Origin of the sequence: Photorhabdus laumondii subsp. laumondii, assembly GCF_003343245.1 — a bacterium.
In the GTDB taxonomy this organism is placed as follows: domain Bacteria; phylum Pseudomonadota; class Gammaproteobacteria; order Enterobacterales; family Enterobacteriaceae; genus Photorhabdus; species Photorhabdus laumondii.
In genome coordinates this window covers 5,167,313-5,190,479 of record NZ_CP024901.1, presented here as the reverse complement: position 1 = coordinate 5,190,479, position 23,167 = coordinate 5,167,313, and the positions used below count along the sequence as shown (strand labels likewise).

General features: G+C 41.6%; 16 protein-coding genes and 2 pseudogenes. 14 read left to right on the top strand and 4 right to left on the bottom strand.

Features of this window, described 5'->3' with window-relative positions; all coding sequences use genetic code 11:
• Positions 1-1,789: 1,789 nt before the first annotated feature.
• From PluTT01m_RS22765 to PluTT01m_RS22720, 9 genes and pseudogenes are all read left to right on the top strand, one after another.
• Positions 1,790-2,803 carry an IS630-like element ISPlu10 family transposase gene (locus tag PluTT01m_RS22765; RefSeq protein ID WP_011144854.1) on the top strand — a complete coding sequence of 338 codons (1,014 nt, stop codon included), beginning with the start codon at positions 1,790-1,792 and terminating at the stop codon, positions 2,801-2,803.
• Between the two features lie 305 nt (positions 2,804-3,108).
• Positions 3,109-3,480 carry a winged helix-turn-helix domain-containing protein gene (locus PluTT01m_RS28350; protein WP_011148526.1) on the top strand — a complete coding sequence of 124 codons (372 nt, stop codon included), beginning with the start codon at positions 3,109-3,111 and terminating at the stop codon, positions 3,478-3,480.
• A 202-nt stretch (positions 3,481-3,682) separates the two neighbouring features.
• Positions 3,683-4,030: an IS1 family transposase gene (locus PluTT01m_RS22755; protein WP_011148525.1), complete on the top strand. Its 348-nt coding sequence runs from the start codon at positions 3,683-3,685 to the stop codon at positions 4,028-4,030.
• Between the two features lie 786 nt (positions 4,031-4,816).
• On the top strand, positions 4,817-5,131 hold the full coding sequence (locus PluTT01m_RS22750) for a phage holin family protein (protein WP_228957349.1): 315 nt from the start codon (positions 4,817-4,819) through the stop codon (positions 5,129-5,131).
• A 545-nt stretch (positions 5,132-5,676) separates the two neighbouring features.
• Positions 5,677-6,702 (top strand): IS630-like element ISPlu3 family transposase, encoded by a 1,026-nt coding sequence (locus PluTT01m_RS22745; protein WP_011146066.1) that lies wholly within the window; start codon positions 5,677-5,679, stop codon positions 6,700-6,702.
• Positions 6,703-7,043: 341 nt separating this feature from the next.
• Positions 7,044-7,478, top strand: a complete 435-nt coding sequence (locus tag PluTT01m_RS22740) for a hypothetical protein (RefSeq protein WP_011148523.1) — start codon at positions 7,044-7,046, stop codon at positions 7,476-7,478.
• Positions 7,479-7,516: 38 nt separating this feature from the next.
• Positions 7,517-8,770, top strand: a complete 1,254-nt coding sequence (locus PluTT01m_RS22735) for an insecticidal delta-endotoxin Cry8Ea1 family protein (protein ID WP_011148522.1) — start codon at positions 7,517-7,519, stop codon at positions 8,768-8,770.
• Between the two features lie 616 nt (positions 8,771-9,386).
• Positions 9,387-9,957 (top strand): annotated as a pseudogene (locus tag PluTT01m_RS22725) (reverse transcriptase domain-containing protein); the annotation flags it as partial.
• A 240-nt stretch (positions 9,958-10,197) separates the two neighbouring features.
• Positions 10,198-11,760 (top strand): T6SS phospholipase effector Tle1-like catalytic domain-containing protein, encoded by a 1,563-nt coding sequence (locus PluTT01m_RS22720; protein WP_011148518.1) that lies wholly within the window; start codon positions 10,198-10,200, stop codon positions 11,758-11,760.
• Positions 11,761-11,884: 124 nt separating this feature from the next.
• Here the strand turns inward: PluTT01m_RS22720 and PluTT01m_RS27775 are convergent.
• Both PluTT01m_RS27775 and PluTT01m_RS27055 read right to left on the bottom strand, forming a co-directional pair.
• Positions 11,885-12,545 (bottom strand): annotated as a pseudogene (locus PluTT01m_RS27775) (IS3 family transposase); the annotation flags it as partial.
• A gap of 911 nt (positions 12,546-13,456) precedes the next feature.
• Positions 13,457-13,606: a hypothetical protein gene (locus tag PluTT01m_RS27055; protein ID WP_011148516.1), complete on the bottom strand. Its 150-nt coding sequence runs from the start codon at positions 13,604-13,606 to the stop codon at positions 13,457-13,459.
• Positions 13,607-13,733: 127 nt separating this feature from the next.
• On the opposite strand from PluTT01m_RS27055, the gene PluTT01m_RS22710 reads away from it, so the two are divergent.
• From PluTT01m_RS22710 to PluTT01m_RS22695, 4 genes are all read left to right on the top strand, one after another.
• Complete coding sequence (locus PluTT01m_RS22710) at positions 13,734-14,486, top strand: sulfite exporter TauE/SafE family protein (RefSeq protein ID WP_011148515.1); 753 nt, start codon at positions 13,734-13,736, stop codon at positions 14,484-14,486.
• 108 nt (positions 14,487-14,594) lie between these two features.
• On the top strand, positions 14,595-15,791 hold the full coding sequence (locus PluTT01m_RS22705) for an MFS transporter (RefSeq protein WP_011148514.1): 1,197 nt from the start codon (positions 14,595-14,597) through the stop codon (positions 15,789-15,791).
• 381 nt (positions 15,792-16,172) lie between these two features.
• A complete protein-coding gene (locus PluTT01m_RS22700; RefSeq protein ID WP_041380408.1) occupies positions 16,173-17,519 on the top strand; it encodes an NCS2 family permease in 1,347 nt (448 codons plus the stop codon).
• A gap of 272 nt (positions 17,520-17,791) precedes the next feature.
• Positions 17,792-19,441, top strand: coding sequence for a Na+/H+ antiporter (locus PluTT01m_RS22695; RefSeq protein ID WP_011148512.1), 1,650 nt, complete (start codon positions 17,792-17,794; stop codon positions 19,439-19,441).
• On the opposite strand, the gene PluTT01m_RS26420 is transcribed toward PluTT01m_RS22695, so the two are convergent.
• Both PluTT01m_RS26420 and metR read right to left on the bottom strand, forming a co-directional pair.
• Entirely contained in the window at positions 19,381-19,653 is a 273-nt protein-coding gene (locus PluTT01m_RS26420) for a hypothetical protein (RefSeq protein WP_125026259.1), read from the bottom strand. The two genes, PluTT01m_RS22695 and PluTT01m_RS26420, sit on opposite strands and share 61 nt — an antisense overlap.
• A gap of 14 nt (positions 19,654-19,667) precedes the next feature.
• A complete protein-coding gene (metR, locus tag PluTT01m_RS22690; RefSeq protein WP_011148511.1) occupies positions 19,668-20,603 on the bottom strand; it encodes an HTH-type transcriptional regulator MetR in 936 nt (311 codons plus the stop codon).
• A 108-nt stretch (positions 20,604-20,711) separates the two neighbouring features.
• Here metR and metE point away from each other — a divergent pair, with 108 nt between their 5' ends.
• Entirely contained in the window at positions 20,712-22,988 is a 2,277-nt protein-coding gene (metE, locus tag PluTT01m_RS22685; protein ID WP_011148510.1) for a 5-methyltetrahydropteroyltriglutamate--homocysteine S-methyltransferase, read from the top strand.
• Positions 22,989-23,167 lie beyond the last annotated feature (179 nt).

Genomic DNA, 23,167 nt, shown 5'->3' with positions numbered 1-23,167 from the left:
ATGGTTGATTGTATTTAATCTATACCCTATGGATTTCAAGATGCATCGCGACGGCAAGGGAGTGAATCCCCGGGAGCATAGATAACTATGTGACCGGGGTGAACGAGTGCAGCCAACAAAGAGGCAACTTGAAAGATGACGGGTATAAGTCTATTAATAGAGAGTTGAAAACAAACTAGTACGTAAAATGTTATTATCCTAACAGGATGATATGAAAGTATTTTCTCACTGTTATTTTGTGAAGCAAACTGTAAAAAACAATGTAATAAAAAAGGGATAAAACGGTTAATTTGGCCGGATTTAAGCCCTGAAAAAGAGGTGATTATCCGAAAAAATAAAGGGGTATCTTTATATCATTAGATTATTTATTGGCTAATTCATGTAAAAAACAAATGGTGGTGGTCTATAAAAACTGCTTAAAATTATCTATAAAATAGTGTTAATAAAGATAAAAAGCCGGGGTAACCTACGTTAGGTAAACGTAAAGTATGATATTTCATAATGATTAAACTTAGTGAAAAAGCAAGTGTTATAAGTGGTAAAAACAACGGTTAAAGTTTTATGCTAATTAAAATCATCGGTTAAAAAATGACTTTTAATAATAATTTAAAATCTGCCAATTATAAAGCCATTAATGGAAGCGGAGAAATAAAAATTGGTTTGGTTATGTTTTCGGGGAGAAAGATAAATGATAATATGAGTCCATTAATCCGTTAATCTATTTTTCAAAATGAAGTGCTTTAATAACGTTTTCAATCGGAGAGTAAAGCTTTTATAAATCAGTTAAATAATCGATGATAAAAAAACGGCATGATAAAATCCCCAGATAACTGATTTAACAGAATACAAATAGGAGCCCTGTAAATACGTCAGTTTAAACTTGTTTTAACCCGTTGAATAGCATATTTTTGCTATGATTTGATTTAAATCATTTTCTCTTTTTATGTTTTTAACAAGCTAAAATCAGCTTATCTCATTGTTTTTAAAAATTATTAAACAGGAATTTTAGCAGCAACCTGTTATTTTAGATAGAAAAAAGGCTTTATTTATGATCTGATAATTGTCGCCAAACAAAATATCGAGATCAGAGAATAAAGCCGATGACAGTTATCTCCACAAAACCTCAGTTAATACAATTCTTCAGTGACATTTTCTTGAAAAAATTGCCCGCAGCTGTGGCTTTAATCAGTTGCGGAAAAGCGCCTTCGTCGATTTTATGAAGACACTGGTGATGCTCGCCATGACTCAGTTGCTTGAATCGGGTCATCCGGCGTTGGTTTGCACAGGAAAAGCGCTTCTCTTAAACTGGAAATCGGGTATCTTTCTGTTTCGGTCAGTTATGTATAGGCCATAGTGCATTCTCCTGTGGCGGGAAAGATGCCTACTATAGCAACTGACCTCCTTTCTGAAAAATTACGCTTATTAGTTGAATCCGCCGTTCAGTGTATGAAATCGGCTTACTGCCTATCCCAATGGGGCTATTTTATTTGCCCTTCTTTGCCATAAAGAGCGAACCTAGGCAGTGCTCAAAATCCTCACGTACTACGTGTACGCTCCGGTTTTTCCGCGCTGTCCGTGTTCAAACTGCCTGCAACAATTACGCCTATTGAGATAGGCTCTTAATATGCTTTAAATTCCGCTTTCTGAGACTACCCCTATATAACATGGTTGATTGCGGGGCAAAGCCTAAATAACTTTTCAAAATAGTAGAACACTTGGAGGGAACTCAGTCCAATTTTTGCAATCTGATCAATTGTAGATAATCCCAAACCACTAAACGGACTGAGTTATGCCTATCATAGCACCTATACCCCGCAATGAACGACGCCAGATGAAAAAAATTATCCAGAACACCCGAGATAAAGATTATGCTCGCAGGCTCATGGCCATATTGATGCTGCATCGAGGCGAGTCTGTCTCTCTGGTCGCCAAAACCCTTTGCGCCAGTCGTTCTTCTGTCTATCGCTGGATAAACTGGTTGACTTTATATGGTCTGGAAGGACTCAAAAGCCTGCCTGTGGGCAGACCCGCTGTCTGGAATTTAATCCCGCTTTATCCTTTACTGTCTTTTTTATTGCAATATTCTCCCCAGCAATTGGGCTGCCTGCGTTCTCGCTGGAGTCTTGAGTTTTTTATAATTAAAATCAATGAATTATTAAACATAAAATTATCCATCAGTACCTTCTATCGTTACTTACATAAAATGGGTATCGTGTGGCGAAGGGCAGCCCCGACGCTTAAATTACCCGATCCCGAGTACCATGAAAAAATGGCGAAAATTACCGAGGCATTGTCAACGTGTTCAGAAAAACATCCCGTTTTTTATGAAGATGAAGTCGACATCGAGCTGAATCCAAAAATCGGGGCTGACTGGTATTTAAAAGGGCAACAGAAACGTATAGTGACACCAGGAAAAAACCAAAAACATTATTTTGCAGGTTGCCTGAATGTTCAAACGGGAAAAGTGACTTATGCTGACGGGTTAAATAAGAATTCTCAGTTATTTATCAATGTATTGGAAGAACTTGAACGCCAGTATTGTCATGCTGAAACCCTCACTTTGATTTTGGATAATTACAGTATCCATAAAAGCCGACGGGTCAGAGATTGGCTGGCTTGTCATCCTAAATTTAATCTGTTGTTTTTACCTGTTTATTCACCCTGGCTGAATAAAATTGAGCGTCTGTGGCAATCCTTACATGAAACGGTGACACGAAATCATGGCTGTCAGTATATGTGGCAATTGCTTGAGAAAGTGAAAACGTTTTTAAATTCATGTCCCTACAGGAATAGCAGAGAATAAAAAGAGTGAGTGTATTATAATTATGAAAAGTTATTTAGACCTTCAGGCCCCTTGTGGTGAATAAGCTTCTTAATTGTATATATTTTGTAATTTATCCGTAACCAAAAATAGAATTTAATAATTAAAATTATGAAATAATAAGCATCCCAGCATTACAATACATAATAATAAAATAACATAAAAGTAATTTTTTGTTTAAGCTGGTTCAAAAAAAAACATCTATCGATGATTACTTATTTAAAAAGTCAAAAAAATAAAGTAAAGTGTTGTTCATTTCACAATTAATAATTGGAGATAGAATTTTAATGATATTCTTGTATGTAAACGCTGAAAACAGAACATTAACATATGGAGAGAAAACCGTTTCCTTTACTGAAAAGGAATTTCTTATGTTGACGTATTTATTAGAAAGAAGAGATGAAAGTAACATACCGACCAAACACATAATAGAACATGTTTGGAAAGGAAGAGCGAATGCTATAGGTAAAAATAATGTTGCACAACTTTTATATAGTTTAAGGAAAAAACTGTCTAGCTTCGACTGTGATATCAATATTTCAATTTCAATAAACAATGGAGGGAAGTGCAGATTAAACAGAAGCACTATTCCAGTTTATAAGAAAAAAAACAAAATAAACCATTTTTTTGTTAAGTTTTTATTAATGGTGATGAGGTGAGTAAAATATCTGATATTCCGTACAGAATTCACAATTTATTTTTTTAATTAAGAATTAACATACATGTAAAATTCATACAAATATTTCGATATTAAAATATTATAGACATATCTGCGGAATGTCGAGAATATAACAATTTATTCTGGTCATGTATCCAATCCGTTGATGGTTGTATATAATCACCGTTTTTTGGAGAAATTAAATGGAGACGCTTGAAGTAAAATGTCGATTTTGCCAGCAAACTGAATTCGTTAAAAAGCATAGTAAAGGGGATGCGGATCACCAACGTTATCGCTGTTTCTCCTGCAACCAAATCTTTCAACTTGAATATGCCTATCGAGCGTGCCATTGCTCATATATTTGGAACGAGAAAACGTTCAGGAAACTTCTCAAGAAGCTCGCCTCGTTCAATGTTGTGTTCTGGTGTACTGATAATTTCAAGACTTACAATCTATTACCAAAAAGCCAGCATCGCGCCGGAAAGATTTTTACTCAACATATTGAGCGAGAGAATTTAATGCGTACTCGAATTAAGCGGCTCAATGTATGATATGATAAGGTCATTGGTATTTTTATTGAGAGTAAATACTATGCTGATACCAATCAACGGATTGAATACACAACTATTTATTCTTATATACTAGGGATTTTATTAACTAGTGTGGTATTTAGATCGGAGTTTATATAGCGGTAAGCCCGGGGCAATCGAATGAGTTGCAAAAGTGTTAATATGAGAAATTAATTAACAAAAAAGTTTTGATTAGATTACTTTTTATGATTAATTATCGAGCAATTTATTAAACTATAATCACGTCATGTCAGATTAAATATTGTGCGTTAAATCTATTTTGAAAGATTAATTTAATAAATCATTAACTCATGCGGTAGCTCTGGCTGCAATCCGCATAAATTCTGAATTCTATGACGATGTAAACTGCCGCTGGATTAATATTCATAAAGAGCAACGGAACTAGTTTCTATTTCATCAGTAACATGAAATTATTTTGTTATGTGATTGAGGAGTCACTTTTACCTTATGTTTCAAGTTATTTATCCCTGTAAATATAAAAAAGTCAATAAAAGCAATAAAGTGAAATAATTTAACTATTAATGTGTAGTAAGTTGAGTGAATCAACACTAATAGGTTGGCATCTCTAATGCTCCCATTGTTTTTGGTGAAAAATAGCAATGAGGAATGCATGTGTACTGCATGCCTGGATTTAAATTCAGTACTATAGTTTAATGCGGAATACTTAATCACTGACTTGTCGGGTTTTACATATACAAATATGGCCGTGAATTATACGAATTCTTAAGATTATAGATGGAGTTTTTGATGATACTAAATTACCTCTATGAAGAAGAATCAATAAGCTGGATAGTTATTGGATTTTTTGCTGCATGGGGGGGAGTGGTGAAGTATCTGATGGACAGGCAAAAAGCTGACAGAAAATGGAATTGGGTTAGTGTTATCAACCAAATTGTCATTTCAAGTTTTACTGGGCTATTAGGCGGCTTGTTGAGTTTAGATAGTGGTGCCAGTCATTATATGACACTCATAATTGCCGGACTTTTTGGTGCTATGGGCAGTCGTGTATTGGAAAATCTGTGGCAACGTTTTTTCATTACAACAGGAGAAAAAGATGGTTAATCCGACATTCCGCACCGCATTCGTAATTTGCTGTTTTAATTAAGAATTAACAAGTGAGTGAATTTTATACAAACAATTTAAAATCAGTATATTACAGATATAGCTGCGGAATGACAGGTTAATTATTACTTCAGTTTTATCAGCGAAAAAAAATCTGCTATGCGCTTATCCTGATTTGCTCAGGCTCATACGTCAGGCCCTTCTACTCTCTAGCTCACCACGTCTGTCCTCTGTTTGCCCACCTTGTTCAGGCGCTTCAACGTATTCGTCGAGTGCAGCTTCACCAGATGCTCTAGGGAGTCAAAATGCGTTAGCACGTTAGTCACCGTTTCGTCCATCTACACCGTGACCGCGTATTCCTTAGTATACCCGTCATCTTTCAAGTTGCCTCTTTGTTGGCTGCACTCACTCCGGTCACATAGTTATCTATTCTCCCGGGGATTCGCTCCCTTGCCGCCGCGGTCCATCTTGAAATCCATAGGGTATATACCCGTACTCATTGAAGATGCTTGATTTTATCCGAAATGGAGATCATTATCCTCGCTATGAAAATATTTATTACATCAGAACAAAAAATCAAACTTGAACGTCTTCACGACACCACTCGTGATGGTCAGGTACGAGACAGAATAAAAGCTATCCTTCTGGCTTCTGAAGGGTGGAGTTCTGTGATGATAGCCCAGGCATTGCGACTCCATCAGACCACTGTTGACCGCCATATCAGTGATTACCTTAATCAAGGTAAACTTAAATCTGATAATGGAGGGTCTGATAGTTTGCTTTCCCGAGAACAAACTGATTTTTTAATCAATCACTTATCTCAACATCTTTTCCATCACACCCATGAAATCGTGGCCTATGTTGCTCAGCTCTGGAATATTACCTTTAGCATTCCCGGCATGAATAAATGGCTACACCGTCAGGGTTTTTCTTATAAAAAACCTTGTGGCGTCCCTCATAAATTCGACGCAGAAAAACAGCGACAATTTATTGAATATTATGAGAATCTTAAAGTCACAGCGAAAGACGAACCCATCCTTTTTCTTGATGCTGTTCACCCGACTCAAGGCACCAAACTCAGTTATGGCTGGATGCGAAAAGGCGAGAAAAAAACCGTCAAAACAACAGGAAGCCGGACTCGCCTGAATATATTGGGCGCCCTCAACCTGAATGCCATTGGTCGTACGGTGTTCCAGGAATATCAGACCATCAACGACTACAACATTTGCTGTTTTTTCAATGAAATAAGAAAGTCTTATCCTGACTATCATCAAAAAATTCACCTTATTGTGGATGGAGCGGGTTACAACAAAGCTCATCTTGTGAAGGAGTGGGCTTATGTTAGCAATATTGAGTTACATTACCTTCCTCCCTATAGTCCAAATTTAAACCCGATAGAACGATTATGGAAGGTCATGAATGAACAGGTTCGAAATAACCGTTATTTCGCGGATAAACATGAATTTCGAGACAACGTCTTCAAATTTTTCACCACAACGCTACCGGATATAGCGGACTCGCTGATGTCTAGAATTAACGACCATTTTCAGGTGCTAAAAACTGCATCTTGAAGTTTCTTGGGTATATATATTTTACGGTTATATCAGACACTGGAAAATGAAATACAGATAAAATTGTTTTTCCCAGACCGATACAAATGTGTCATCCATCAATTGCGGCAGTTATCAAATTAAAAGTGATGAAAATCCGTATGCGATATATCGGCAAGTATGACATGCACTGGGTGATTGTACTGCATTATTTTAAGTGAGGTGACGATATAATAATATAAAAAGATATTAAATTTTTATTATTTTCGATCTACACAAGATGACTATTCATTAAGGCAGTTTAATTCGTATTTTGATCTATTTTTATTGGGGTTAATTAAAAGAATGGCGTAGATTATTTTATGCCAGTCAATCAGATTGGCTTACATAATGAAAAGGTGAAAAATATGAGAAAAATAACAGTTGATAATGATGTGGTAGGACATGATACTGAAATCAACTCGGTTGTTTCATCAACTGCGGAGAAAATTCGCCAACAGTTTGGAGTAAAGGTCGACCCTAATTCAAGTCAGGAAAAGTTCTACATTGCAACACCGATTATTCCTGAATCCCGAAAGAATATCGTTGTAACCAATGAAGGTCTCGCCGATGTTATCACGGCGAAATATTACTGGTCACATTCTTTTACGTCAGAATATTTTGAGGATAACTCAGTTGATGTCAAGGTTGGAGAGAGCAAAGTGTTGGTTGCCCCTTCAAACCCGTTGTATTACAGCAAAGTAGTCATTTTCAACAACACTAAATCCGTGGCATTTGTAACAGTAAGAGAAAAATAACACTATCCATTTCTTCGTGGAAATATAAGGAATAAACAATGAGCGATATTGTTAAGTATAACGATGTAAGTGCACCGATCCCTTATGCTGTTTATTCAAATGCCGTATATGCATTTGAGTGGGATTCATCTGCTATTCTAAAGCAAGCCGTCGTCAAGGGATTGTCGTATGTACCACATGTAGGGAAATATCTTTCTTACATTGTTGGTTTTTTTTGGAAAGATAAAGAGAAAGACATTTGGCAGGAGGTTGTAGGAAAAGTTCAACAACTGGTTGAAGATAGTATATTAAAAGCAGTTAAAGGTATACTCTCAGGTAACATCAATGAATTAAAAGAAAAAATGAATGAGGTAATCCGTTCTCTGGAGAAGAATTTAGGTACCCAAGAAGCAAGGGATGACTACATGCATCTTGCCAGGAGTATGGTTGGAAAAGAAGCTAGCTTGATTTTTCATGAAAATAAGACAAATTTTCACATATTGCCGATGTATTCCACACTTGCCCTGATGCAGATTATGTATTGGACTGTTGGCATTGAGCGTCGCAAGGAAATCGGATTGAGTGATATTGAAGTCGAGAATCTAAGGTCATATATCAAAAAGTTAGTTAGTGATGCAGAGCATCACGTGAATAGAGTTTATAAGTTAGAACTTGATAGTGTAGTGTCAGACTCTGATGTTAATCGCGTGGCTGATAATATCATGTATGTCCATGGATATTGTCAAATACATGGTCTGGAATATATGGACATCATTAAAAATATCCAATCCAGAGGTAATAATATTACTGGGTTTTATCCGAGAACTATCAGCTACTCTACATTCTTTGGTTCGCCAACAAGTGATGCGCGTATTTTGGCATTAAGGCCAGAGAAGGATATGCCAGAACCGTTCAAACCCAAATTTTTAAATGAACGGTTTAATAAAATTGCATCGGTCAAAGGGTACATAGTACGAATTGGTGGCGCTAAACGTGTTGGGGGGCTGGAGATAACATTTGAGAATGGCAGCAAGTATCAACAGGGCCAAGCAACGAATGAGCATGAAATCGTCAATCTCAAAGGTAATTTGATTAAGACGTTGGAAGTATGGGGGAATGGGGCCATTGATGAAGCAAAATTTACATTAACGAATGGAGATGTGTTGACAATAGGTCAACGTAATTCCTCTAATTACCGTAAGTTCTCTCTTGATGGTCATTATATTTGCGGGGTGTTCATCGCAAATGATCGTTCTGGACTGGCTGGTCAAGCAGCTAATATTGCCGTTTCTTATCACCAATTAGTTGAGTAATACGGTTTCATAAAAAACTGAGCCAGAAGAAACCTTGTGCCCATAAGCAATCCACTTTTAAGATACAAGGAGGAGTTTATGGGCACACCACGATTTCCGGTATTGTTGCAAATAACCTGAGGAGAATGTAATGAACGGTGCGCTGGGCAAAGCTGTACTGATCTTGCGGGTAAAAGTCCCGTCGTAGAAAGGGAGTTAGCCAGACCACTACGTAGCGAGTCTTGCGTTTCCGGCGGTAACAAAGGAGACGAAGCGTAGACAGCGAAACACTCGAGCCGAAACCAAAAGGTGAACGTGATAGCTCCGAAATACATTTAATCGTGTGTGCCGATAGTATCGTTCAGCTAGCAGGCAGCAGCGTCTGAATGGTCACACTGGCAAATATCCATTCAGCAGTACACACCGGAGCCGCAGGCGTCGGCGAGTTTGTAGAGAACAGTTCGGAACCCAGGAGATTCTGATATTTCTCAATGGAATGAGTATTTCGGGCACAAGTGCCAAACACAAAGCCTGAGAAATGAATATCGGGAAGTTGGAGTCAGCCATAGTAGCAATGAAGCGAGTAATGACCGTGGAGCGAAGGGCTGGCAGACAGATCGAACGTAAGAGGGCAACAATGACCGTACACAGCAACGACGGGTTATTATGGTTAACAAAACTTGAGCGTATAGGTGAGAAGTCAGCAGGTAACAAACAACTTGTGTTCAATAACTTGGGGCACCTGTTGAACAGTGACATGCTGAAAGGGCAATTTCTGCGGCTTGACGGGAATAAAGCCGTGGGTATCGATCGCATGACAAAAGCCGCTTACGGTGAACACCTTGATGAGAATATACAAAATCTCATCCTGCGGATACGCAGAGGGACGTACCACCCGAAAGCAGCCCGGATCACTGAAATTCCAAAAGAGGACGACAGTAAGCGACCACTGGCTATTTCGTGCACAGAGGACAAACTTGTCCAGCTTGCGGTCAGTGACATCCCGCAATGTTCGCGGATGTCCGCAAGGTTCAATCCTGTCGCCGGTACTGGCCAATATCTACCTGCATCATGTAATAGATGAATGGTTTGGTGAAATCAGCCGTTCACATATTCACGGGCGGGCAGAGATGGTGAGGTATGCCGATGACATGGTATTCACCTTCCAGTATCCCAGCGAAGCCAAACGTTTCTATAAGGTGCTACCCAATGAAAAATAGGGGTTAAATTAATACAATAAAATTTTAGAAAGTTCCGGCTTACAACCCCCTATGATGTAGCTATTTTAACCTTTCAGATTAAAGGGATTTTATTGTGGCAACAGATGATAAATCAGCCTCGACCTCAATTGGCACCAGCTGTCACCAGTATGAAATTATTGATGACCCCACATACTGCACAGACATCCGGTGCAGCAATAAAAGACCATTACCGTGAGGCGCGTGCCGATGAAGGGGATCACGTTGACGGTCGGCGTGTTCTTCGACGGAACGGGCAACAACCGAACAAACTCATATGACCTTCAGCTAGCCTATAGCAACTGTAGCTCCCTTGCGGGTGAGGAACGGGCAAAAGCATGCGTGGAATATGAGCGGCGCTCAAAATCTGGTTTGGGCAATCAGAGCTATCAGGGCGGGCTCACCAATATTGCGCGCCTGGACCATCTTTATAAAACTGATACAGTCCTCAAAGATGAGCAGACAGAGGCGCAGGTTAAGGCCTATATCTCCGGCATCGGGACGGCAGACGGTGAAAGCGATGCAGTGTTCGGAATAGCGTTGGGCAGCAGTCTGATAAAGCAGTTTGAAGGGGTGGTGACGAAAACGAACAGGGCTCTTGATGAGATCGTTTCTGCACTGGGTGAGTTCATCAGGCGTAACCGTGATCAAGCGACGATAGAAAAGGTGCAATTTGATGTGTTCGGATTCAGTCGGGGGGCGGCCGCAGCGCGTCATTTTGCCAACAGAGTGATGAACCAGGACGCGGCGATAGCTTCCGCGATAGACAGGGGGCTGGATACGCACAACCACCACGGCAAACCTTCCGGGGAGGTGCGGTTTCTGGGGCTGTTTGACACGGTAGCGGCCATAGGCCACCTACTGAACTTCTACAACATCAACGGGCGCAACAACCCCGGCGTAAATCTTGAGCTGCGGCCATCCGTGGCGCAGAAGGTGTTTCAGATAAGCGCAATGCACGAATGCCGTCATAACTTCAGCTTGAATAGCATCGCGGGGATGTGGCCGGAGCTGATGCTGCCGGGTGTGCACTCGGATATCGGCGGCGGGTACAACGCGGAGGAGAATGAGGACACGCTACTGACGATGCCGAATTTTGAGGTGGTTCGCGACGACATGGCAGAAACCAGCACGGCGATTTACCGGAAAACGGAGGCTATGCGGGAGGCGTTGTATCAGCTTCCCGCGCTGAAATACCAGCTGCCGCACGGAGAGGTAAAAACGCGGATGATAGCATGGCCGCTGGTCAACCGGGACAAGGCGCGGGAGCATATTTTTGAGAAGAAGGTGGGCGCAGCGGTGTTTCTGACCCGCAAGAGTATCCCGAATGACTGGGAAAAGGTGTGCATGCGGGTAATGCTGGATGCGGCACAGGACGCTGGCGTTATTTTTTCCCCAATACTCAGCAGTAACAAGGAGTTGCAACTGCCTTCAGAGCTGACCCCTCTCTGTGAGAAAGCGATAGCACAGGGACGGGCTGTGCGGCGAGGAGAGACGCCAGTGAGCTTCACCACCGATGAGCTGCACATCATCGGGCGATACCTGCACTGTTCGGCGAACTGGAACATCGATTCAGACCGGAGCCTGTGGGTGAGTCCATCCACGGGCGAGGTTTTTCTGCGGCACAATTACGCGCCGACGGATGGGCGTTCGTTTGTATGGCCAAATGCACCGGGTAAAGGGTGGGTGCGGACGGTGTGGAAGATGGACGACCAACAGCAGTGGGAAGAACGGGTAAAGGTGAATGCAGATGAGCTGGACGGGCTTTTCTGAGAGAGATGAGAGAGATGAGAGAGAGTATAACTCTATGGTCATCCTCGTTTTTACAACACTCATTTTGATGAATTTTGCGCTTGCTTAAATTGTAGTGGCCAACTAGTTCCGGGCAGTAAATAATATTAGATAGAGTCTCAGCTTTTGCTGGTGGCACTTCCTCGTTGAACTGATGTGGCTGGCTCCAGTTGTAATAATCAATCAGGAAAACTTATATCCCGCAGGGCTTCTGCTCTGGTCATATAACCGGTTACGGGCCTCCATCCTGATTTCAAGCTTCTGAACAACCTTTCCATTGGGGCATTATCCCAGCAATTGCCACGGTGGTTCATACTTTGCTTTGCGTCATACGATAACACCACCGCCTTTGCCGGAATGAACAGCTGGTATACTGACTACCTTGGTCTGAATGAAACATCACCTTTTACGGTCTGTCGCGTTGTTCGTATGCCATGTCCCGTGCTTTAACCACTAAATCCGCATCGGGCTTTGCTGATAATGCCCAGCCAGCAACATGACGACAGTATAAATCCAGTACCACAGCCAGATAATACCAGCCGCCTTCTGCCTAAATATAGATAATATCCCCGCACCAGACACTATCTGGCGCGCTAACGTAGATGATTCGGGATATCCAATCGTTCAATCCGGGCTGTTTTATAACTGTGTGGGCTTGGCTGCTTGCTGACTATCCCGGCCTCTTTCATCAGGCTTCTGACCTTGAAACGCCCCATTTGGTACCCCAGAGTACGCATCATGCCCAGTAAAGTTCTGCTGTCCGCTGAAGAAAACGTACGACGTTGTCTTGTCATTGAATACCTCTTTTAACGTGGTAATCTTTCCACCTAAATGGGTCTCCGGTTTTATTAGACCGCTACAGTAATTTATGTAAAAAACAAATGGTGATATTTTATAAAAACTGCTTAAAATTATCTATAAAATAGTGTTAATAAAGATAAAAAGCCGGGGTAACCTACGTTAGGTAAACGTAAAGTACGATATCTCATAATGATTAAACTTAGAGCCTATCTCAATAGGCGTAATTGTTGCAGACAGTTTGAACACGGACAGCGCGGAAAAACCGGAGCGTACACGTAGTACGTGAGGATTTTGAGCACTGCCCAGGTTCAAAATGGCAAATAAAATAGCTCTATTGGGATAGGCAGTTAGTGAAAAAGCAAGTGTTATAAGTGGTAAAAACAACGGTTAAAGTTTTATGCTAATTAAAATCATCGGTTAAAAAAATGACTTTTAATAATGGTTTAAAACCTGCCAATTATAAAGCCATTAATGGAAGCAGAGAAATAAAAACTGGTTTGGTTATGTTTTCGGGGAGAAAGATAAATGATAATATGAGTCCGTTAATCCGTTAATCCGTTAATCTATTTTTCAAAATGAAGTGCTTTAATAACGTTTTCAATCGGAGAGTAAAGCTTTTATAAATCAGTTAAATAATCGATGATAAAAAAACGGCATGATAAAATCCCCAGATAACTGATTTAACAGAATACAAATAGGAGCCCTGTAAATACGTCAGTTTAAACTTGCTTTACCTTGTTTTAACCCGTTGAATAGCATATTTTTGCTATGATTTGATTTAAACCATTTTCTCTTTTTATGTTTTTAACAGGCTAAAATCAGCTTATCTCATTGTTTTTAAAATTATTTTATTGATTGGTCAACGCTTAAATACCTGTTAATCCGTTGGCGCTTTCACCATCGTTGTATGAATGGTATTAATGACAATATTAATCCAATCCAGTGAAATACCATTCTTTTTAAGGTCGTCTCTTGGTTTGTTGGTGGTATCGCTTTTATCTTTCAACCAAAGCCATACCATCGTCATGTGTGCGTAAGTACATCTTTAACTGGTGTCCCATTTTTTGCAGACTGACCTGACAAATGATAGTAAAAGCTATTAGTATTGGGAAAACGATCACTTTAGTTTGAAAACTATTTTCAGGGAAATATAAATGTTACATCTACTTGCATGGCCTGATCTGTTTATTTGCATTTTTGTCGTTTTCTTTGCTTATCTGGTTTTTGGGATGGCCGGGTTTGGTTCTGCTCTTATTGCTAGTCCAGTTCTGGCATTTTATATTCCTGTAGCGAAAATTGTTCCTGTGCTCGCGTTGGTAGATTTAACCGCCGCAGTGATTAATATTACTAGAGAGGGTAAAAAATCAGAGTTTAGTGAGATCAAGTTAATTATTCCATTAATGGTTGTCGGTAGCTTGATTGGTGCTGCCATTCTATTGATGGCCCGACCTGATGTTTTAGTTCTGGTGTTGGGGGTATTTGTTGTTTTCTATTCACTTTATTCACTATTTTTCAGTAAAACCTACCGTCAATTCCCCGCTAAAGCCGCTATTCCATTTGGTCTGAGTGGAGGTATTTTCAGTGCGTTATTTGGTAGTGGGGGTTTTCTTTATGCCATTTATCTAACCGGGCGGATATCAGATAAGCAAATTTTCAGGATCACCCAGACGACTTTAATTGGTTTCAGTACCCTGACGAGAGTGATTATTTTTGTTGTCATGGGTATTTATCTGGATACCTCATTTTTGTTATTGATATTGGTATTTATTCCAGCCATGTTGTTGGGAATCTATTTTGGCCGTCAGGTGACTCTGAAAATCTCCAGAGAAACATTCTTGAAGTTTATCAATGTTATTGTATTGGCTTCAGGGTTAATGCTGATATATCGCTATATATTTACTTTCTGAAATAGTAACCAATAAGAATTAATGCATTCAATATAATATTATTAATTTGTTGTTTTCAGTTCATTTCATATTTATTCTCTCTATTTTTGCTGGATAGATATAAATAAAATGAACAGTCGTGATTATAGAAATAATAATTTTTTTGCCATTTTTACTATTACCTCAAGTGTCGCTGTTATTGGCATTGTCATTGGTTTGACTATCCCAATGATAGCGTTACGCTTGAATAGCCAAGGTATTGATGAGTTGTACATTGGTTTAATTTCTGCGGCTCCGGCATTGGGGGTTCTTTTGAGTGCTCCGGTCGTCCAGAAAATTGTAGCTCTGGTAGGTAAGAAACACGTCATGATGATTGCAACAGGGGTTTCTGCTGGCAGTTTGCTCCCACTTTTGGGCTCGTTGCCGATGGAGTTGCTTTTTCCTCTGCGGCTAGTTACTGGTGCTGCTAGCGGGTTAATGATCTGTCTAGGTGAAACCTGGATTAATGAACTCTCTGAAGAGAATAAACGAGGCAGGGTACTGGCTGTTTATACGACGGTTTTTACTGTTAGTCAGTTGCTTGGCCCTTCTATTATTGCTTTTTATGGTATCGCAGATAAAACGCCGATACTGATTTGTACTCTGATTCATATCTTTTCACTGGTGCTCTTTGTCATGGTAGATCAGAAGAAAGGCGATGAGTTACCGCAATACGGTAAGAAATCCAATTTCTCTATTGTTCAATTTGTGAAGATTGCACCGGCGATCTGTGGTGGTGTGCTATTTTTTTCCTTTTTCGACGGGACTATTCTTTCTATGTTTCCCATCTACGGGATGAGTTGTGGGTATACCGAAGCGGTAGCTGCATTGATGATAAGTGTCGTTCTTGCTGGTGATGCAGTGATGCAGCTCCCGTTTGGTTGGTTGGCGGATCATATGAATCGTATGCGCCTATACCAGATTTGTGGTGTAGCAACGCTCGGAGCAAGTGCATTATTACCGTTTGTTATGACATATCAGTATCTTATCTGGCCTTTGTTGATTGTTTTAGGGGCAACTGCCGGGGCTATCTACACCATTGCATTAGTCCAAATTGGTCAGTATTTTTCAGGAAATGATCTGATAGTGGCTAATGCCGCGGCGGCTATGTTGTGGGGTATTGGGAGTTTGTTTGGGCCACTGCTTGCCGGTATAGCGAGTTCAGTGACGCCATCAGGTTTACCTATTCTACTTGTCGTCATTGCAGCGCTATTTCTGATTTCAACAATGGATCGGTTTAATCCACAAAGTAATAAAAGTGATAAAAGTGAAGTGTTCAGTCGATAGTTGTACAGGTGTAAACGCTGGCTGTGAATGGCAGTCAGCAATGAGTAAATCTTATGTTTTTTCAAAGGGCTGGTGAATCGAATCTTAAGATTGAAACATTGCGATTAATTATTGCGAAAAGTTTAATCTCTGGAAATTATTCTGCTAATGCTTGGCGAAATAATACTGTTAGCTATTGATTTAGACACTATGATCACTGGATAATCTTTCGCCTCAAATTCTCTCACTGTTTTCTATTCTAAAAGCCAAACGATTGCTTTTATGATTTGTTGAACCGATTGGTGCAATGTTCATTAAATTGTTGTGTTATTAAGCAAGGTAATCGTTTTCGTTTGATGAGGAAGTGGAAGAAGTACCATGAACATAATGCAGGGGAACGACATGTTTGGCATTCAGGCACCAGTTAAATGCAAACTGGACAAGTATTTTAAATTGACTGAACGTGGCACAACGGTACGCCGTGAAATTCTGGCAGGGATCACAACTTTCTTGGCGATGGTTTATTCAGTCATCGTTGTACCGGGAATGTTAGGGCAGGCGGGGTTTCCCCATACTGCTGTCTTTATTGCGACTTGTTTGGTTGCCGGTTTTGGTTCTTTGTTAATGGGGCTGTGGGTTAACTTGCCAATGGCAATTGGTTGTGCAATTTCGTTGACTGCATTTACCGCTTTTAGTTTGGTTTTAGGACAGCAAATTACTATTCCGGTTGCACTCGGTGCGGTATTTTTGATGGGATGCTTGTTTACGGTGATTTCTGTTACCGGTATTCGTTCTTGGATTTTACGCAATATACCAATGGGCATTGCGCATGGTGCAGGGATTGGTATTGGGCTGTTTTTGTTACTGATTGCGTCAAATGGTGTTGGTCTGGTCATTAAGAACCCGCTGGAAGGTTTGCCTGTTGCTTTGGGTTCGTTCACCTCTTTTCCGGTTATGATGACTCTGCTTGGGTTGGCTGTTATTTTTGGCTTGGAAAAATTGAAAGTTCCCGGTGGGGTGCTGTTGGTGATCGTGGTGATTTCAGTTATTGGGCTGATTTTTGATCCGGCGGTGAAATATCAAGGGTTCTTTAAGATACCAAGTCTGGGAGATGATGGCCTGTCCTTGATTTTTAGTATGGATATTATGGGGGCTTTGCAGCCAATTGTGTTACCCAGCGTGTTGGCGTTAGTCATGACTGCGGTGTTTGATGCGACCGGTACCATCCGTGCGGTAGCAGGGCAAGGGAACCTGTTGGATAAAGGTGGACAGATTATTAACGGCGGTAAAGCGCTGACTGCCGATTCTGTCAGTAGTATTTTTGCCGGTGCTATCGGTGCTTCTCCGGCTGCGGTATATATCGAATCAGCTGCGGGTACCGCCGCAGGTGGCAAAACAGGTTTAACCGCAACAGTTGTCGGTATTCTGTTCCTATTAATTTTGTTCTTTTCTCCACTTTCCTATCTTGTACCAGCCTATGCTACTGCGCCAGCGCTGATGTATGTTGGTCTGCTGATGCTGAGTAATGTTAGAAAGCTGGATTTCGATGATTTTGTTGGGGCGATGTCCGGTATGCTGTGTGCGGTCTTTATTGTGCTGACCTGCAATATTGTAACCGGTATTATGTTGGGTTTCAGTTCCCTAGTTGTTGGTCGTATCTGTTCCGGTGAATGGCGCAAATTGAATATCGGTACAGTGGTAATTACGATCGCTTTAGTAGCATTTTATGCTGGTGATTGGGCTATTTGATTGATTAAAAAGTGCGTAAGGTCGGTTCACCCTTGCGCATTTTGTCATTTCTTGCGATTACTTTTAAATTCTCAATTATTTCCCCTCTATTTATCTGGTTAGTTTACAATATTCCTGCAATTCTTTCGGATACGGCTCCGTGTGTATCTACCTTTTTCGATTGATTCAGTTACTTTAGTATTAAGATTTGTTCTCACTGTTTTTGTGTTAACGGGAAGAAAAAGAGTTTCAATCTGTATACCAACGGTTCTTAGGCAAATTGTAAGGGCAACATGGAAATATTCTTTACTATTCTGATCTTGATTTTGGTGGTTTCAGTTTCTGGTGTTCTGACTAAAGTGATTCCGTTCCGCATACCTCTGCCGTTAATGCAGATTGCAATGGGAGCATTGCTAGCTTGGCCACACTTTGGCTTACATGTTACTTTTAATCCTGAGTTATTTCTCGTTCTGCTAATTCCTCCTTTGTTATTCGTTGATGGCTGGAAAATGCCAACCAGAGAGTTTTTCCAGTATGGACGGGAAATTTTTATACTGATGCTGGTATTGGTGCTGGTTACTGTTGTCGGTATTGGTTATCTGATTTACTGGCTGATGCCAGGTATTCCGTTAATTGCTGCTTTTGCCCTTGCTGCTGTGTTATCGCCAACAGATGCGGTGGCTTTATCATCCATTGTTGGAAAAAGGCGTATGCCTAAGCGCATGATGAATGTGATGGAAGGGGAAGCGTTAATGAACGATGCTTCCGGCCTGGTAGCCTTAAAGTTCGCTGTCGCGATAGCAATGGGAACGATGGCATTTTCTGTTACTGGCATGACCATAGAATTCTTCAAAGTTGCTATTGGCGGTTTGTTATCCGGTATTGCAGTAACCTGGTTGTACAGTAAATCCCTGCGCTTAATGAATCGTTGGAGCGGTGGCGATCCGGCAACCCAAATTGTTTTCATGTTGCTGTTGCCGTTTGCTTCTTATCTGATTGCAGAACATATTGGCGTTTCCGGTATCCTTGCCTCGGTTGCCGCAGGTATGACGATCAGTAAATCTGGGGTCATCCGTAATGCTCCGTTGGCAATGCGTTTGCGTGCTGATAGTGTCTGGTCAATGCTGGCGTTCGTGTTTAACGGCCTGGTGTTTATCATGTTGGGCCTGCAATTGCCGGGGATCTGGCAAACTTCCGTTATACAGGCAGAAATTGATCCAACCGTTGAAACCTGGATGCTGTTCGCCGCGGTGGCAGTGATTTATGGCGCCCTTTTATTACTGCGTTTCTGCTGGTTATGGCTGATGAAGAATATCAGCAAAGTTTTTATGAGAAAAAATCCACTGAATTTTGCGACTTATACCACCCGTGAATTGTGGCTGGCATCTTTTGCCGGAGTTCGTGGTGCAATCACTCTTGCTGGTGCACTGTCTGTTCCTCTGTTTTTGGCGGATGGTACGCCATTCCCGGCTCGTTATCAGCTTATCTTTATTGCCGCAGGGGTCATCCTGTTCTCGTTGTTAATTGGTGTCCTCTCTTTGCCATTCCTGTTACGGGGAATGCAAACTTCCGATAAGGAGGCAGATATCAGTGAGGTACGAATGGCGCGGGCCGCTATGGCGGAAGTGGCGATTGTCAGTATGAATAAGATGGAAGAGCGTCTTTCTGCTAGCCCCGAAGAGCAGTTGGATGCTGAGGTGATTACTGAGGTTGCTTCCAGGGTCATTGGCTATTTGCGTCGCCGTACTGTGGGGCAGGATGAGATAGAACATAATCTGCTAGTGGAAGATTTGGAACGTCGTTTTCGTCTGACGGCATTAAGGGCAGAGCGTGGTGAGTTATATCATCTGCGTGCAACTAGAAAAATTAGTAATGAGACACTTCAAACCTTGCTGCATGATTTGGATTTACTGGAAGCGCTACTGGTACAGAAAGAGCATTGATATCCTGTAATTTGTTGGTTATCACGATCATCTTGTGAGTCGCCTTGTTCAGCCTGATCGGTGGGTGTTTCACCTGTCAGGTTGATAGCTGATTCTATAGTGTTTACTCGTATCTGGCTGGTGGTATTGGCTTTCCCGCCGTAGATACCGGAACCTCTTGGCAATGATGAATAATATGTTGGTTCCGGTGGAATGGCTGATAAATTTACCATTGAAAGGTGTTTGGTTACTGTGTTGTTATGAGGTCATCGACGCTTATTTTTGAAATTCCTTTTACGAATGGCAGATTATCCATCGCGTGTTGACGTGCGGAATGGATAAATGCGTCAGTCTCAGGCTGGTGCTGTTCGCCTTGACGGACGGCAGCGTACAGCCTGCTCCATAAACCTTCTCCCAGTGTCTTAGTGACCACTAACTCTTGCCTTTCAAATGTCTCAACAACCCAATGTGGCAGAGCCGCAATTCCCATGCGGGCAGCGACCATTTGGATCAGTAACAGGGTGTTATCCACATTTTTCAACGTAGGGACAACCCCCGCCGGCTGCAAGAAACGCCGCCAGATATCGAATCTCTGACGTTGAACGGGATAGATCATCAATGTCTCATCAATTAAATCTTTTGGCTGTATGTGCAGTTTATTGGCCAGAGGATGATCCGGAGCAACAACCAGTTTGACCTCATAATCAAATAGCGGTGTGTAGTGTAAATGACTCTCAGGGAGAATATCTGATGTCAAAACGACATCCAATTCTCGTTGCAGTAATGCAGGTTGTGGATCAAAAGTGACGCCGGATTTGAAATCCACATTGACTTGTGGCCAGGTTTCTCGGAAATGCTTGAGTGCAGGTGTCAGCCATTGAATACAACTATGACATTCAATAGCGATACGCAGATTTGTTTGGCCCGGCTCTTTACATTCGCGCAGTGCATTTTGAACCAGAGGGAGCACTTGTTCTGCTAGTCGTAATAAAACTTCACCCTGTGGCGTGAAACGAAGCGGTTGACTTTTACGAATGAACAACCGGAAGCCAAGGCGATGTTCAAGATCGCTGAACTGATGAGACAACGCGGATTGTGTTTGATGCAGATGATTGGCTGCTGCCGCTAATGAACCACAATGACTCAATGATTGTAATGTTTTTAGATGTTTTATTTCGATCATGAGAAACCTTCAGGATGATAATGAATAAATTGCGCTTGTGGTTTATACCTTACCTGTTGATTATGGATGTGTAAACATCTAGACGGCTAAAAATGACGGGATAATGAAATGACGACTATTAATCACACACTTGGCTTTCCACGTATCGGTTTGAAAAGAGAACTCAAAAAGGCTCAGGAAAATTATTGGGCAGGGAAAATTTCTCAGCAAGAATTATTGGAAACTGGCCGTGAGTTACGTGCCCGTCACTGGGAACAACAGAAGCAGGCTGGTGTTGATTTAGTGCCGGTTGGTGATTTCGCTTGGTATGATCATGTTCTAACCACCAGTTTACTACTCGGTAATGTGCCACCGCGTCACCAGAATCCAGATGGCACGATTGATCTAGATACACTGTTCCGTATTGCTCGCGGTCGTGCGCCAACGGGTGAACCTGCTGCCGCCGCCGAAATGACTAAATGGTTTAATACTAACTACCATTATATCGTGCCGGAATTTCAGCAAGGGCAGGAATTTAAGCTGAGTTGGACTCAGTTACTAGAAGAAGTGGATGAAGCCTTATCTCTGGGCCATCAAGTGAAACCCGTTTTACTGGGGCCGATAACTTATCTGTGGTTGGGTAAAGTGAAAGGTCAGGTATTTGATCGCCTCTCTTTATTGCAAGATATTCTTCCTGTTTATCAGCAAGTATTAGCTGAGTTAGCTAAACGTGGTATCGAATGGGTTCAGATTGATGAACCTGCGCTGGTACTGGAACTGCCAGCAGAGTGGTTGACAGCTTATCCGATTGCTTATCAGGCACTTCAAGGACAGGTTAAATTATTGCTGACTACCTATTTCGATAGCATTGGTCACAATCTAGAAACGATTAAATCCTTGCCGGTACAAGGGCTACATGTGGATCTGGTTGCTGGTCAGGATGATATCGCGCAACTGCATGAATCATTGCCGAAAGAGTGGGTGCTTTCCCTTGGTGTGATTAATGGTCGTAATGTATGGCGTGCTGATTTAACCGCTAAGCATCAGCTAATTAAGCCATTGGTAGGTAGCCGCACACTGTGGATCGGTTCTTCCTGTTCTCTTCTGCATAGCCCTATTGATCTGAGTGATGAGACTGCGCTTGATGCAGAGGTGAAAAGCTGGTTTGCGTTCGCATTGCAGAAATGTGAGGAGTTAGCTTTGCTGACTGCGGCATTGAATCAGCCAGATGGCAGTAAACAAGCAGAATTGGATGCTTACAGTGCGCCAATCCGTGCTCGTCGTGAATCTAAACGGGTGAATAATCAGGCTGTTACTGAGCGCCTTGCGGCAATTAATCCACAGGACAGTGAGCGTAATCAGCCATACCTACAGCGTGCGGAAATACAGCGTCAGCGCTATAACTTGCCATTGTGGCCGACAACAACCATTGGATCATTCCCGCAAACGACGGAAATTCGTGGCTTGCGTTTGGATTTCAAAAAAGGTCGGGTAGATGGCACCAGTTATCGTACCAATATCTGTGAACATATTAAGCAGGCAATTAACGAACAAGAACGTTTAGGATTAGATGTATTGGTTCATGGCGAAGCTGAACGTAACGACATGGTGGAGTACTTCGGTGAACACCTCGACGGTTTTGTCTTTACGCAGAATGGTTGGGTTCAGAGCTATGGTTCCCGTTGCGTTAAGCCACCAGTGATTATTGGTGACGTCAGCCGTCCTGAAGCTATCACGGTAGAATGGGCTAAATATGCTCAATCGTTGACGGAGAAACCTGTCAAAGGGATGTTAACTGGGCCGGTGACAATTCTCTGTTGGTCATTCCCAAGGGAAGATGTCAGCCGTGAGACGATTGCTAAACAGATTGCATTGGCACTGCGTGATGAAGTGGACGATTTGCAAGAAGCGGGTATTGGTATCATCCAGATTGATGAGCCAGCATTGCGGGAAGGTTTACCACTGCGCCGGGAAGAGTGGCAATCCTATCTTGATTGGGCGGTAGAAGCATTTAAATTGAATGCTGCAATTGCCAAAGATGACACACAGATTCACACTCATATGTGTTATTGCGAGTTCAATGACATCATGCCTTCCATTGCAGCATTAGATGCGGACGTGATTACCATTGAAACTTCCCGTTCAGATATGGAGCTGCTGGATTCATTTGAAAACTTCTCTTATCCGAATGAGATTGGGCCGGGTGTTTATGACATTCATTCACCTAACGTACCGAGTGTTGAATGGATTGAAGCACTGTTACGTAAAGCGGCTGATCGTATTCCGGTCGAACGTTTGTGGGTTAACCCGGATTGTGGTCTGAAAACCCGTGGTTGGACTGAAACTCGCCAGTCACTGGCAAACATGGTACAAGCGGCGAAACGCCTCCGTGAATCAGTGAAATAACTCATCCAACAATTTGCCTGTCATCTTTAACTGGTGATGGGCATTTTTCATAAAATAATCTTTCTTTTTGCAATAGCATGTAACGGTGCGGTTTGGCTGGGATCTTTTCTATTACCAAACTTTTAGTAACTTATATATGCCATATTGGTATTTGAAAAAATACATTTTATTAACAAAAT

Coding starts and splice junctions, on each gene's coding strand:
- PluTT01m_RS22765 (WP_011144854.1), top strand. CDS start 1,790: ATGCCTATCATAGCACCTATACCCCGCAATGAACGACGCCAGATGAAA.
- PluTT01m_RS28350 (WP_011148526.1), top strand. CDS start 3,109: ATGATATTCTTGTATGTAAACGCTGAAAACAGAACATTAACATATGGA.
- PluTT01m_RS22755 (WP_011148525.1), top strand. CDS start 3,683: ATGGAGACGCTTGAAGTAAAATGTCGATTTTGCCAGCAAACTGAATTC.
- PluTT01m_RS22750 (WP_228957349.1), top strand. CDS start 4,817: ATGATACTAAATTACCTCTATGAAGAAGAATCAATAAGCTGGATAGTT.
- PluTT01m_RS22745 (WP_011146066.1), top strand. CDS start 5,677: ATGAAAATATTTATTACATCAGAACAAAAAATCAAACTTGAACGTCTT.
- PluTT01m_RS22740 (WP_011148523.1), top strand. CDS start 7,044: ATGCCAGTCAATCAGATTGGCTTACATAATGAAAAGGTGAAAAATATG.
- PluTT01m_RS22735 (WP_011148522.1), top strand. CDS start 7,517: ATGAGCGATATTGTTAAGTATAACGATGTAAGTGCACCGATCCCTTAT.
- PluTT01m_RS22720 (WP_011148518.1), top strand. CDS start 10,198: ATGAAGGGGATCACGTTGACGGTCGGCGTGTTCTTCGACGGAACGGGC.
- PluTT01m_RS27055 (WP_011148516.1), bottom strand. CDS start 13,606: ATGACGATGGTATGGCTTTGGTTGAAAGATAAAAGCGATACCACCAAC.
- PluTT01m_RS22710 (WP_011148515.1), top strand. CDS start 13,734: ATGTTACATCTACTTGCATGGCCTGATCTGTTTATTTGCATTTTTGTC.
- PluTT01m_RS22705 (WP_011148514.1), top strand. CDS start 14,595: ATGAACAGTCGTGATTATAGAAATAATAATTTTTTTGCCATTTTTACT.
- PluTT01m_RS22700 (WP_041380408.1), top strand. CDS start 16,173: ATGTTTGGCATTCAGGCACCAGTTAAATGCAAACTGGACAAGTATTTT.
- PluTT01m_RS22695 (WP_011148512.1), top strand. CDS start 17,792: ATGGAAATATTCTTTACTATTCTGATCTTGATTTTGGTGGTTTCAGTT.
- PluTT01m_RS26420 (WP_125026259.1), bottom strand. CDS start 19,653: ATGGTAAATTTATCAGCCATTCCACCGGAACCAACATATTATTCATCA.
- metR (WP_011148511.1), bottom strand. CDS start 20,603: ATGATCGAAATAAAACATCTAAAAACATTACAATCATTGAGTCATTGT.
- metE (WP_011148510.1), top strand. CDS start 20,712: ATGACGACTATTAATCACACACTTGGCTTTCCACGTATCGGTTTGAAA.